This window comes from Gordonia sp. 34D (assembly GCF_056682775.1).
Genome location: NZ_CM155293.1, coordinates 3,723,668 through 3,736,630, shown reverse-complemented (window position 1 = coordinate 3,736,630; position 12,963 = coordinate 3,723,668). Strand labels below are relative to the sequence as shown.

The window sequence follows — 12,963 nt, the reverse complement described above, 5'->3', positions numbered from 1 at the left end:
CCCCATCGAAACGAGGAATCATGAGTAATCGATTTACCGATAAGACTGCGATCGTCACCGGAGCGGCCGGCGGAATCGGCGAAGCCTATGCCCGCGCCTTGGCCGCCGAGGGCGCTTACGTGGTGATTGCCGACATCAACGACGACGCCGGGCAGGCTGTTGCCGACTCGATCGGCGGTATGTACGTGCACACCGACGTGGCCGACCCCGAGTCGGCAGCAGCCCTCGCCAAGGCCACCGTTGACGAGCGCGGCAAGATCGACGCCCTCATCAACAATGCCGCGATCTACGGCGGCATGAAACTCGACTTCCTCACCACCGTTCCCTGGGACTACTACAAAAAGTTCATGTCCGTGAACATGGACGGCGCACTCAACGTGACGCGCGCCTGCTACCAGCACATGCGTCACGGCGGTGCCATCGTCAACCAGTCGTCGACGGCTGCGTGGATGTACAGCGGCTTCTACGGACTGGCGAAGGTCGGCGTCAACGGCCTCACGCAGCAACTCGCCGTCGAACTCGGTGGGCAGCGGATCCGGATCAACGCCATCGCCCCGGGCCCCATCAACACCGAAGCGACCCTGACCAGCACGCCGCAGGAAATCGTCAACGATATGGTCTCGAAGCTGCCGATGGGCCGGGTCGGCACCCCCGACGACCTTGTCGGCATGTGCCTGTTCCTGCTCTCCGACGAGGCGTCGTGGGTCACCGGTCAGATCTTCAACGTCGACGGCGGACAGGTCATGCGCGCATGACCGAAGCTTCCCGCCCCGAAACCACGCGGCTCGGATACGTGGGCCTGGGCAATATCGGCGGCCCCATGGCGGTCCGACTTGCGGAGTCCTCCCCGCTGACCGTCTTCGACGTCTCACCGGAACCGGTCGCCAAGCTCGTCGAAGCCGGTGCGACCGCCGCCGACAGCCTTGCCGACCTGGCCACCGCCAGCGATCTGGTTAGCCTGTGCGTGCGCGACGACGCTCAGGTCGTCGAGGTCGTGACCGGCCTTCTCGGTCACCTCGCCGCTGGGTCGACGATTGTCGTGCATTCGACGATTTCTCCGGAGACGGCGGCGGCGCAGGCCGCACGATGCGCCGAACGGGACATTGCCCTCTTGGACGCACCGATCTCCGGTGGTGCGGCTGGCGCCCAGCAGGGCAGGCTCGCGATTATGGTCGGCGGCGACCGCGCCGCCTACGAAGCGGTGAAGGCTGCGCTCGCTCCGGCGGGCGACATGATCGTGCATGCCGGACCTGCCGCCGGGGATGGCACCAAGATGAAATTGGCCCGCAACCTACTGCATTTCATCTCGTTTGCCGCGACCACCGAAGCGGCACGATTGGCCGAAGCTGCGGGCATCGACATCGCGAAACTCGGCAGGGTGGTCCGCCACACCGATGCGATCACCGGCGGCGCCGGGGCCATTATGCTGCGCGATTCGACCGCACCGATTGAACCCGATGATTTCTGGTTCAGCGTCTTTACTCACGTCCGCGACCTCGGTGAAAAGGATTTGGGCCTGGCCCTGAATCTCGCCGACCAACTCGGCGTCGACCTCCCGATGGGTCGCGTCGCGCGCACCGACCTGGCCGCCGGACTCGGCGTCCCTCACACCCCGTTGCCCACCCCTGCAGAAGGAGCATCATGACCGACAACCAAACGCCCGCACCCGAAATGACCGAGCAGCGCCGCAAAGGTTTGGCGAAAATGTCGGAAGTCTATGGCTGGGAGATGGCCGACGGTCCCGGCGACGTTTTCGCCCACACGGCAGACCAGTTGTTCGGTGAAGTGTGGAGCCGAGAAGGCCTGACCAATCGTGACCGCCGACTGCTCCTACTGGGCGCGCTCGCAGCCAATGGCCACGTGGATATTGCCGAGATTCAGGCCGGGGCCGCCCTCGGTAACGGCGAGTTGACGCCGGAGGAACTCAACGAGATTGGCTTGTTCCTCTGCTACTACGTGGGTTGGCCGATGGGAACCAGCATGGCGATGATGTTCGGTGGGGTCATCAACAAGCACAAGAAAGCGGCCCGGTGACCGGAATCGCATTCGCTAACCAAGCAACTGATTGCTTAGTGTCAACGTATGAAGAGTGTCGGTGCATTGAACTTTCGCCTGGTTGATCTCACCCCCGAGCAAATCGCTGAACGACTCGGCGTCGTCGAGCCGTTGACCGATTCGGTGCGCTCGCTGATCGACGCGGTGATCCGCACCGAGGTCGACGACGATCGGTTGCACGCGGCGCGCGAGAAAATCGATGCGATCGTCGCCGATCTGCGGTCCGAGCAAAAGCCGGGCAGTTTTGGTCTCGAGTTCACCAGCGACTTGCACGGTCTGCCTTGGGGTAACGCAGCGGTCGGGGCGCGCAACGCGATTGCCCCGCCCATGCGGATCGTTCATCACGAGGACAAGACTGCGACGTGCGAGGTCGACCTCGGTGCCGCGTACGAGGGTCCTAGCGGACTCGTCCACGGCGGCGTCTCGGCGTTGCTACTTGATCAACTCCTCGGCGAGGTGGTCAGTGTGAACGACAAAATGCCGTCGTTTACCGGGACGCTCAACGTGAAGTACGTGGCACCGACACCGCTCGGCCCCGTGCGCCTGCACGCGGAGATCGTCAATCGCGAAGGCCGCAAAACCTTTGTCCGCGGGCATATCGCGACGACCGACGGTACCGTCACCGTGACCGCCGAGGGAATCATGGTGGCACCGGCTAACCTGCCGAATCTCGGCTAGGTCCGCTCGCTCGACCCAGCTGACTCGATCGTCTCGAGCGGCGCAGCCTTTAACTCGGGGGCATTGGCCACCAGGAGCCATGCGGCGAGGGTCGCGAAGAGCAGCGGGATCATCAGATCGAATTGCGGCACCATCGCCAATGCAAGAAACAGGCTGATCCAGCCGTTGCGGGTCGCGGCGACAGAGATCCCCACCACGGCCGCAGTCACCGCAATAACGAGCGGTATCGACGGAATCAGGACGTGGGTGCCGAACCCGAGTGCCGCACCGATGAACACCGCCGGGAAGATTCGACCGCCGCGGAACCCGGCCGCGCTCGCCAGCAGCATCGCGCACAGTTTGACGCCGGCGAACACGAAGAAGCCGACCGCGGTCGTCGTCGAGAGTTGCGCAGGGAGCTCTTTCATCTGCTCGAGCCCTTTGAACAGGGTGATCGACCCGCCGAGCACCCCCAGTGCACCCAGTGCCGCGCCTGCGGCAGTCAGCAGAAGGACCGGATTGCGCATCGATCGATGCAGCAGTCGGTGCAGGGGGTCGAACACCATCGCACCCACGATGCCGACGGCGGCAGCTGCCACGCCTACGCCCACCGCTCGGAGCAGGTCGCCCAGACCGCCGACCGTCTCCTCGGGTAGCCCCATCGACATGGTCAAGTCGGTGAAATGCAGGATCACAAATGACCCGGTCGCCGCCGCAACCAACGGCAGGTAAAGCCTGTTCCAGAGGGGAATCCGGGTGTCTCCGCTGTTGAGCTCCGACAGCATCAGCGCTGCGGCGACCGGCGTCCCAAACAGTGCGCCAATGGTGGCAGCGCTGGCGAGTCCGGCCCAGTCCTTGTGCGGAACTTTCGGAATGAGTCGCGCACCGAGAACGACGATAACCGCCGCGTTGATGGCCATGATGGGGTTCTCCGGGCCGAGGCTCACGCCGCCGGCCAGGGTAACGATGGTGGCGATGATCAGCCCCGGTAGCACTTTCAATGGCAGCGGCTCGCTGAGCAGTTCGATGGTGGCGGGATCGTCACCGGCATGCCCGGGCATCCAACGGATCACGAGCCCTGTGATCAGTCCCGCCATGGTGAGGACCACCATGATCCACCACCAGTCGTCCGTGGATGCGCCGACCGCCGAACTCAGGTCGTGCCACACCAGCTTCTGGACGAAGTCAGCGACCGCCGAAAGACCCGCCAGACCGAGTGCACACAGCACCCCCGCCGCGATGGCCACCGGTGTTAACGCGATCATCCGTCCGACCGGAGAGCGAAATTCTTCGGCCCCGGGCGATGCGGGATTGCCTTCGGCCACTGCGGAACTCCCTCCGTCACCGGGGGTGAGCCCCGGCTAGCTGTGGTCAGGAGTTTAGACCCGTCCACCCATGTACGACTGCCGCTCGGAAAACCTCAACCGCCGCCCCGAGTAAGCACTCGCTTGGCCCTTTCGCGGACGGGGGTTGAGGCGTTGGGTAGCGTCGAGGCCATGTGTGACGAGCAACGTGCCGCGCCGTTCTCCGCCGCGGAGACTGACGCCGTGCAAAAGATCTGGCGCGACCTGGGGCTCCCCGGCATCATCGATGTCCATACCCATTTCATGCCGCAGAACGTGATGAACAAGGTGTGGGGCTACTTTGACGAGTTCGGCGCAAAGGCTGGCGTCGAGTGGCCCATCACCTACCGCACTGACGAAGACAAGCGCGTCGAGACGCTCCGCGGCTTCGGTGTTCGGGCCTACTCGTCGATGATCTATCCCCACAAGCCCGACATGGCGCAATGGCTCAACGGGTGGGGTATCGAATTCGCCACCGCCCACCCCGATTGCTTGCAGACGGCCACGTTTTACCCGGAGTCGGGCGTCGGAGGGTACGTGGCCAGCGCGATCGAGGCCGGTGCCGAAGTCTTCAAGTCGCACATTCAGGTCGGCGAGTACGCTCCCAACGATCCCCTACTCGACGATGTGTGGGGATTGCTGTCCGAAACGCAGGTCCCCGTCGTTATTCACTGCGGTTCGGGCCCGGCACCAGGCACCTACACCGGGCCGGAACCCATCGCCGAGTTGCTGGGCCGCTTCCCGAATCTGCCGCTGATCATCGCGCACATGGGCATGCCCGAGTATGAGCAGTTCATGACGCTCGCCGAGAAGTACCCGGAGGTGCGTCTCGATACGACGATGGCCTTCACCGATTTCGTGGAGAATCTGTCGCCCTTGCAGGAATCGTTGAAGCCCCGTCTCCGGGACCTCGGCGATAAGGTGCTGTTCGGCAGCGATTTCCCGAATATCCCGTACGGCTATCCCGAAGCGCTAACTGCCTGCGCTCGCCTTGACCTTGGCGATGACTGGCTCCGCGGCGTCTTCTATAACAACGCCGCCGCCCTCTTCGGCCGGAAGTGACGATGCTCGTCGACACGACGATCGTCACCCATCTGAGCAACATGGCCGACGCGGCAGTTGCCGCCGAGGAAGCCGGCTACGACGGGGTCTGGACCTTTGAGTCGTCGCACGATCCGTTCTTGCCGCTGATGTTGGCCGCCGAGCACACCACGAAGGTGGAGATCGGCACCTCGATCGCGGTGGCGTTCGCCCGCAACCCGCTACTGCTGGCGAGCATCGGGTGGGACTTGCAGTCGTACTCGCGGGGCCGCTTTATTCTGGGGCTCGGCACTCAGATCAAGCCGCACATCGAGCGACGCTACTCGATGCCGTGGAGTCGCCCAGCCGCCCGCATGCACGACATGATTTCGGCGATCCGCGAGATCTGGCAGTCGTGGGAGACGGGCGGGCGCCTCGATCACCGGGGCGAGTTCTATACGCACACGTTGATGCCGCCACTTTTTCGGCCCAACCCCGATGAGGTGCAGGATTTCGGCACACCGCCGATCTGGCTGGCTGGCGTCGGTCCACGGATGACGGAAGTTGCCGGCGAGGTGGCGGACGGCTTTTTGTCGCATCCGCTGTGTCCGCCGGAGTTTCTGCGGGAGACCACGGTGCCGTCGTTGATGGCCGGTGCGGCCAAGGCTGGTCGGCCGGTCCCGGCGATTCATCATTCGGCGATGGTGATCGTCGGACACGATGACGCCGAGTTGAAGGTGGCACGAGAGGGCGTTCGGAAGCAGATCGCGTTCTACGGTTCGACGCCCGCCTACCGCCCGGTTCTCGACTCTGTCGGTTACGGCGATCTCGGGCCGCGCCTGCACGAATTGTCCCGGACGGGCGGATGGTCGGAGATGACGAAACTGGTTGGCGATCAGTTGGTTGACGCGATCGCCGTTAACGCCGCCGACCCCGTCGCCGGTGCCGCCGAACTGCTGCGCCGCTACGGTCCCCTCGTCGATCGCCTCGGCTTCAACACCCCGTACCAGGCGGACCCCGCCCTCCTCGTCAACCTCTCCCGTGCCGTTCGCGCATGATGCGTCGATTCCCGCACTATGTCTGACATAGTGCGGGAATCGACGCATCATGCGGGAACGTGAGGGCGGGCCCGAACCGCCGCGGTCTACTGCGAAATCTGTACGACGGCCTTGCCTCGGACGCGGCCTTCGGCGAGGTCGGTGAGGGCTTGCGGAAGGTCGGCGAGGGCATAGGTGTGGTTCACCGGCGGCCGCATGCCTTCCTTAACCAGCCTGACGATCTCGTTGTGCAGGTTGCCCGGCACCTCGGGATGGGTGCGGATGTATTCGCCCCACGCCGCACCGACGATGGAGATGTTGCGGAACAAGACACGGTTCAGTTTCACCGTCGGGATGCCACCGGCCGCAAAGCCGATCACCACAAAACGACCGTCAGGAGCGACGGTCCGGAGGGCTTCGTCGAAAACGTCGCCGCCGACCGGATCGATAAGGACGTCGACGCCGTTGCCGGTCAGTTCGAGAACCTTGTCTTTCCAGCCATCGGTTAGCTGCACCACCTCGTCGGCACCGAGGCCGCGCAACATTTCCTCATTGCCGGTGCGGTGAACGACCGCAACCACCCTGGCACCCATGGCCTTCGCGACGATGATCGACGCGACGCCGATACCGCCAGCCGAACCGAGCACACCGACGGTTTCCCCAGGCTGCAGGTTGGCGCGCATCTGCAGGGCGAACAGTGCGGTCTGGAAATTAATCCCCAGGGCGGCACCTTCGTCGAAGGTCAGTTCATCGGGCAGCGGGAACAACTGGCCTTCGACGACGGCGATCTGCTCACCGAAACCGCCGAGACCCGAGGCGACGACCACCCGATCGCCGACCGCATACTCTCCGCCTTCGGGTGCCGCACTGACGACGCCGGCCACCTCGGTACCCGGCGTAAACGGCAGCGGCGGCCGCATCTGGTACTTGCCCTGACTCATCAGCAGGTCGGGGAAGCAGATGCCGCACGAGCGGACGTCGACCAAATACGTCCCCGGATGCTGCGTCGGTGCCGGAATGTCTTGCAGTTCCAGGCCTTCCGGGCCTGTTTCGCTCACAATTACCTGTGCTTTCATGCCTTCACCGTATCGGCTGGGCACTCGCCGATACGATCGAACCATGGCATTGACTCCTCCCGCGGCATCGATTCAAACCACCCCCGGCCTCACTGACAAACGACGCCGCGTCGCCGACGACGCCCCGGGATTCATGCCGTTCGACGAGGCGCTCGCACTACATGCCGCGGCCGCCGACTATCTTTCACGCGACGGTTCGGTCGGGATTGGCGTAGAGATCGGTACGTACTGCGGAAAGTCCACCGTCTTCCTCGGAGCGGCCGCCGAGTCGCACGATGCCCTGATCGTCACCGTCGATCACCATCGCGGTTCCGAAGAGCATCAGCCGGGCTGGGAATATCACGACACCGACCTCGTGGACCCGCATAGCGGACGTCTCGACACCGCCGCCCGCTTCCGCCAAACCATGTTCGACGCCGATCTCGAGTCCACGGTCCTCGGACTCCTAGCTCCGTCAACGGCGGCAGCACGCGTGTGGGGCAAGGAAGTCGACTTCGTTTTTATCGACGGCGGCCACTCGATGGAAGCCGCACAGAACGACTACGACGGGTGGTCGCGATGGGTCCGACCGGGCGGCGCACTACTTATTCATGACGTCTTCCCGAACCCGGAAGATGGTGGCCGACCGCCGTACGAGATCTACCGGCAGGCCATCGACTCGGGACGCTTCACCGAGGTCTCCGTACACGGTTCCCTGCGGATTCTGGAACATTTGCCGCTTTAAGGGGCTTTCGTCAGCCAGCCTCAAGCACCGAGCTAGACCGTTGTCCAGTTCGAAATTCCCCGATCAGACGTGTGCAATCTTGCGCGAATCGCTACATCGTGACGTCGAACACGTTATCTTTCTCAATTGACTGCACTCACATGTTTTTCAGCAGCCGACACTGTGTATCGCATCCACACCAGGATGCGACACGGCATCACCGAAGGGATACTCGTGAAAACCTCCCCACGATTCGTGCGCCCCATGCGCGCGGCAGGTGTGGCCTTGGCCGCCGCTGCCATGCTCGCGAGCGGACTGACCGCATGTTCTTCTGACGATTCGTCGTCGAACTCCACTGGCCCCACCGTGGAGCTGCCGGACAACCCGGCCAAGGGCAGTGCCATCAAGATTGGCTTCATTACCCCCGAAGGCGGAGCGATCAGCCTTCCCGAGGTCCGCCAGGCAGCCGAAGCCGCCACCACCTACCTCAACGACAACGGTGACGGCATCGGCGGCCACAAGGTCGACCTCGTCGTCTGCAAGGAGCACGAGGAAGCCGCATCGGCCACCGCGTGCGCCAACCAGATGGTTGAAGACAAGGTCACCGCCGTCGTCTCGCCGTTCGGCTCGATGGGTTCACTGATGATCCCGATCATCACCGGCGCGGGTATCCCGTTCATCGGCCAGGCACCCGTGTCGCAGCCTGAAATGACCAGCCCCAACACCTACATGCTGTCCGGTGGTGTCATCTCGGTCCTCGGCGGCCAGGCTGAGCAGGCTGTCAAGGACGGCGTCAAGAAGTTCGCCATCATCGTCGGCGACACCGGCGACGCCGCCTCGCAGATCGGCGCGATGGCCAAGATGCAGTTCGCACCGCGCGGCATTGACGTCCGCGTCATTACGATCCCGGCATCGATCGCCGACCCGACCCCGAACCTCACGGCAGCGCTGAAGGATAAGCCCGACGCCGTGACCATCATGGGCGACACCCGCCAGTGCACCACCGCCATCAAGGCTCTGCAGACGGTGGCACCGGACATCAAGAAGTACATGATCTCGACCTGCATCGATAAGCCCGTCACCGATGCTGTCGGCGCGGATGCTGTCGCAGGCTCGAAGGCCTTCACCACCGTCAACCTGACGGATCAGACCGACGAGTCGGTCAAGCTGTACCGCAGCATCATGGCAAAGTACGCCCCCGAAGTTGACCCGAACGGTATCGCTTACCTCGGCTACCAGACCCTGATGTCGCTTGCTGGCGTCGGCGGTTCGCTGCCGCAGACCGATGCACCCACGTCGAAGGACATCATCACCGCCCTGACGACCGCGAAGAATGTGCCCGTGCCCGCCGCACCGGGACTGACCTTCACGTGCAACGGTAAGGCCGCTCCGATGTTCCCGACGGTTTGCAACAAGGAACTGCTCGTCAGCACCGTTTCGCCTGACCTGCAGCTCGTTGACACCGTGATCGGCAACAAGGGCTGATCTCTGCGTTAAAGCCTGACTATCGGGGGTCGCTGCCTGCAGCGGCCCCCGTGTCAGTTTTTGCCGCATCCTGATCGACGTCGATATCTGAGGATCCAATGACCTCCGTTTTTGCTTACTTACTCCTCGGCCTGGGCAATGGCGCCGTCTACGCGGCACTCGGCCTCGCCCTGGTCATGACCTACAAAAGTTCCGGTGTGGTCAACTTCGCCACCGGTGCCGTCGCGCTCTACGCGGCCTACACTTTCGCTTTCCTCCGCAAGGGCGAACTCCTCCTTCCGATCCCAGGGATCGATTCGACCATCAAGCTCGGTGGCCCCTGGTCGGTGCTACCGGCGCTGATTGTGGCGGTGATCATCGCCGCCATAGTGGGCGTGATCGTCGAACTAGCGGTGTTCCGGCCCATGCGAACCGCCCCCGTGGTCGCCAAGGCTGTCGCCTCGATCGGTGTGATGCTGGTGCTGCAGGCGCTCATCGCACTGCAGGTGGGCTCCGAGCAGCCCATCGTCGGCCCGATCTTCGCGCAGAACACCCTCAAGATCGGCGACGCCGTCATCCCAACGGACCGGCTGTGGCTGGCCGCGGTGATCGTCGGACTGGCCATCTTGGCCGGTCTCGTCCTCAAGTTCACGCGATTCGGTGTCGCTACCGAAGCTGCCGCCGAGTCGGAAAAGGGTGCGCTGCTTACCGGACTGTCGCCCGACCGCATCTCGCTCACCAACTGGGCACTGTCGGCGGCAACCGCCGGTATCGGCGGCATCGTGATCTCGCCGATCGTGCCGTTGAACCCGATTGCCTACACGATGTTCATCGTGCCTGCCCTCGCCGCCGCCCTCGTCGGCGACTTCGCGAGCATCGGAATCACCGTCGGCGCTGGTCTCCTGATCGGCATGCTGCAGTCGGAAACCACCTACATGCAGTCGGTGTGGGAGTCCCTGCCCGAATCCGGCATGGCAGAGGCCGTGCCACTGATCTTGATTCTGGGCTTCCTCTTGATTCGCGGACGACCGCTACCCGGCCGAGGCGCGATCTCGACCAACTCGCTGGGTCGATCGCCACGACCGCACAAGATTCTGCTTCCGACACTCATTTGTGTGGCCCTTGCCGTGGTCGTGCTATTGCTCACGTCCGGCAGTTTGCGGCTAGCGGTCATTGTGTCGATGATCTTCGGCATCATCGCGCTCTCGCAGTTGGTTGTAACCGGCTATGCCGGCCAGGTATCACTCGCACAGCTCACGCTCGCGGGTACCGGAGCCTTCGCACTCAGCCGATTCACCACCAACATGGATCTCCCGTTCCCCATCGCACCGCTGCTCGCCGCACTGGTCGCCATGGTGATCGGCGTGGTCGTCGGACTTCCCGCACTGCGCGTTCGCGGTCTGCCGCTCATGGTGGCAACGCTGGCACTCGCGGTGTTCGCCGAGGCGTTCTGGTTCCGCAACCCGACATTCAACGGCGGCCAGGAAGGTGCACCGGTCAAGTCGCCGACCCTGTTCGGTATCGACCTCGGGATCGGCTCCGGCGACGGCTACCCCCGCGTCTCGTTCGGCATCCTGTGCCTGGTGGTCCTGACCATCACCGCACTCTGCGTGGCGGCGCTGCGGCGCAGTCGCCTGGGTGCCTCGATGCTGGCGGTCCGCGCTAACGAGCGGTCGGCCGCATCGGCAGGCATCGACGTGGGCGCCACCAAACTGTTGGCATTCGCGATTGCCTCGTTTATTGCCGGTCTCGGCGGCGCACTGCTGGCCTACCAGCAGACACTCGCCGCCATTAACACCTACTCGGTGTTCGCTGGCATCGCGTTGTTCGCCACCATTTACATCGCGGGCGTCACCTCGATCACCGGTTCCCTGATCGCCGGTGTGATTGCCCCCGGTGCGCTCTTGTTCTTCCTCATGAATAAGTACTTGAGCTTTGGTGACTACTACATGCTGGCGAGCGGCATCCTGCTGATTGTCGGTGTTGCGACAAGCCCGGACGGTGTGGCGGGTCGCCTCATGGAACTGCGTCCCAAGAAGAGTGCGGCTGGCACCGAAGTGGCCCGCGATGCGGGCGACGAGATCACCATGCCCAAGCTCGATGGCGCGGCCGACCCGGTCCGCCTGATCGGCGATACCGTCCTCAAGGTCGAGAACGTCTCCGTCAAATACGGGGAGGTCACGGCCGTGAACAATGTTTCGTTCGACTTGCACGCTGGCGAGATCATCGGCCTCATCGGCCCCAACGGTGCCGGTAAGACGACCCTCGTCGACGCCATCTGCGGGTTCGCACCGGCAGCTGGCACCGTGCAGGTTGGCAGCCGTCGGATCGACAAGATGGCACCGCACCGTCGCACCCGCGCCGGTTTGGGCCGTACGTTCCAGGACATCGAGTTGTACGACGACCTGTCGGTCGCCGAGAACTTGAATGTCTCGGCCGGCCGCAGCGAGCCGGGGGCCGTTGAGAACGCCCTGTCGTTGCTCGGTATTACCGAGTTGGCCGATGTGCCTGCCGCCGACCTGTCCCAGGGGCAGCGTCAGCTGGTGTCGGTGGCCCGAGTTTTGGCTGGCGAACCCCAGGTGGTTCTGCTCGACGAGCCCGCCGCCGGGTTGGACACGTCCGAAAGCCGATGGCTCGGTGCGCGACTGCGTGCCGCGCAAACCGGCGACACCGCGATGCTGCTGATCGACCACGACATGGACCTGGTCCTGAACGTGTGCGACCGCGTGATCGTGCTCGATTTGGGCACCGTCATCGCGAGCGGCACCCCGGAGGAGATCCGGTCGTCGGACGCGGTGATCAAGGCGTACCTCGGCTCGCCGCTGAGCGCCTCAGGCAAGGAGGATCTGTAGATGACCGTTCTCGAAACCGGCTCACTTTCGGCCGCGCGCATCAGTAATAGCCCGTGCGTTCACGACGTCGACCTGGCAGTTCCGAAGGGGCAGGTCATCGCCCTCCTCGGCCCTAACGGCGCAGGCAAGACAACCCTGCTCGAGACCCTCGCAGGCCTGCTGCCGCGCGAGTCCGGGACTGTCTCGATGAATGGCCAGGCGCTGCCGTCGGGCAATCCGCGGGCGGCCGTCCGCAACGGTTTGGTGCTGGTTCCGGACGATCGGGCACTGTTCCGGAAGCTCACAACCGAACAGAACATGCGGCTGGCCATCACCACGCGCGGACGCAAGGCCGCGACCGAGGAACTGGAAGTAGTCCTCGGCTACTTCCCCGCCCTCCGCAAGCGGCTGTCGGTGGCCGCAGGTCAGTTGTCGGGCGGTGAGCAGCAGATGCTGGCGTTGGCTCGGGCACTGCTGCAGAAGCCGTCGATCCTGTTGATCGACGAACTCAGCATGGGCTTGGCGCCGGTCATCGTCGAAGCGATCCTGCCGGTCCTCCGCCAGGTCGCTGCCGAACAGGGCACGTCGGTGATCCTCGTCGAACAGCATGTGCATTTGGCGTTGGGGATCGCCGACCGGGCGGTCGTGCTGGTGAAGGGCCGCATCCTCCTCGACGAGGACGCCGCCACCCTGGCCGCCGACCTCGGCCGCTTGGAGGCCGCCTACATGGGCGGCTAACCCTCCCCGCCCCGGTGCTTCTCGCATGATGCGTCGATT

The 12,963-nt window shown here is 64.1% G+C and carries 12 protein-coding genes; 10 read left to right on the top strand and 2 right to left on the bottom strand.

Annotation, left to right across the window (positions count from 1 at the left end):
- The first annotated feature begins 17 nt into the window (after positions 1–17).
- The 4 genes from AC1L34_RS17445 to AC1L34_RS17430 are packed head-to-tail and all read left to right on the top strand — an operon-like array spanning position 18 to position 2,733.
- Complete coding sequence (locus AC1L34_RS17445; protein ID WP_424293634.1) at positions 18–755, top strand: SDR family oxidoreductase; 738 nt, start codon at positions 18–20, stop codon at positions 753–755.
- On the top strand, positions 752–1,645 hold the full coding sequence (locus AC1L34_RS17440) for an NAD(P)-dependent oxidoreductase (protein ID WP_424321765.1): 894 nt from the start codon (positions 752–754) through the stop codon (positions 1,643–1,645). Before AC1L34_RS17445 ends, AC1L34_RS17440 begins: the two co-directional genes overlap by 4 nt.
- Positions 1,642–2,034, top strand: a complete 393-nt coding sequence (locus AC1L34_RS17435) for a carboxymuconolactone decarboxylase family protein (protein WP_424293625.1) — start codon at positions 1,642–1,644, stop codon at positions 2,032–2,034. The genes AC1L34_RS17440 and AC1L34_RS17435 overlap by 4 nt, the downstream gene beginning before the upstream one ends.
- Positions 2,035–2,082: 48 nt before the next feature.
- On the top strand, positions 2,083–2,733 hold the full coding sequence (locus AC1L34_RS17430) for a PaaI family thioesterase (protein ID WP_424324248.1): 651 nt from the start codon (positions 2,083–2,085) through the stop codon (positions 2,731–2,733).
- Here the strand turns inward: AC1L34_RS17430 and AC1L34_RS17425 are convergent.
- Entirely contained in the window at positions 2,730–4,037 is a 1,308-nt protein-coding gene (locus tag AC1L34_RS17425; protein ID WP_424324249.1) for an ion channel protein, read from the bottom strand. The two genes, AC1L34_RS17430 and AC1L34_RS17425, sit on opposite strands and share 4 nt — an antisense overlap.
- 171 nt (positions 4,038–4,208) lie before the next feature.
- On the opposite strand from AC1L34_RS17425, the gene AC1L34_RS17420 reads away from it, so the two are divergent.
- Both AC1L34_RS17420 and AC1L34_RS17415 read left to right on the top strand, forming a co-directional pair.
- Entirely contained in the window at positions 4,209–5,117 is a 909-nt protein-coding gene (locus tag AC1L34_RS17420; protein ID WP_424324250.1) for an amidohydrolase family protein, read from the top strand.
- Positions 5,118–5,119: 2 nt separating this feature from the next.
- Positions 5,120–6,133 carry a TIGR03617 family F420-dependent LLM class oxidoreductase gene (locus AC1L34_RS17415; protein WP_424321762.1) on the top strand — a complete coding sequence of 338 codons (1,014 nt, stop codon included), beginning with the start codon at positions 5,120–5,122 and terminating at the stop codon, positions 6,131–6,133.
- Between the two features lie 86 nt (positions 6,134–6,219).
- Here AC1L34_RS17415 and AC1L34_RS17410 read toward each other — a convergent pair whose 3' ends face one another.
- Positions 6,220–7,188, bottom strand: coding sequence for an NADPH:quinone oxidoreductase family protein (locus tag AC1L34_RS17410; protein WP_424293938.1), 969 nt, complete (start codon positions 7,186–7,188; stop codon positions 6,220–6,222).
- Between the two features lie 43 nt (positions 7,189–7,231).
- Here AC1L34_RS17410 and AC1L34_RS17405 point away from each other — a divergent pair, with 43 nt between their 5' ends.
- The 4 genes from AC1L34_RS17405 (at position 7,232) to AC1L34_RS17390 (ending at position 12,924) form a co-directional block, all read left to right on the top strand.
- Complete coding sequence (locus AC1L34_RS17405; protein WP_424293939.1) at positions 7,232–7,912, top strand: class I SAM-dependent methyltransferase; 681 nt, start codon at positions 7,232–7,234, stop codon at positions 7,910–7,912.
- A gap of 213 nt (positions 7,913–8,125) precedes the next feature.
- Positions 8,126–9,376: an ABC transporter substrate-binding protein gene (locus AC1L34_RS17400; RefSeq protein ID WP_424321832.1), complete on the top strand. Its 1,251-nt coding sequence runs from the start codon at positions 8,126–8,128 to the stop codon at positions 9,374–9,376.
- Positions 9,377–9,474: 98 nt separating this feature from the next.
- Positions 9,475–12,207 carry an ABC transporter permease subunit gene (locus tag AC1L34_RS17395; protein WP_424293357.1) on the top strand — a complete coding sequence of 911 codons (2,733 nt, stop codon included), beginning with the start codon at positions 9,475–9,477 and terminating at the stop codon, positions 12,205–12,207.
- Complete coding sequence (locus AC1L34_RS17390; RefSeq protein ID WP_424321833.1) at positions 12,208–12,924, top strand: branched-chain amino acid ABC transporter ATP-binding protein; 717 nt, start codon at positions 12,208–12,210, stop codon at positions 12,922–12,924.
- Positions 12,925–12,963: the final 39 nt, after the last annotated feature.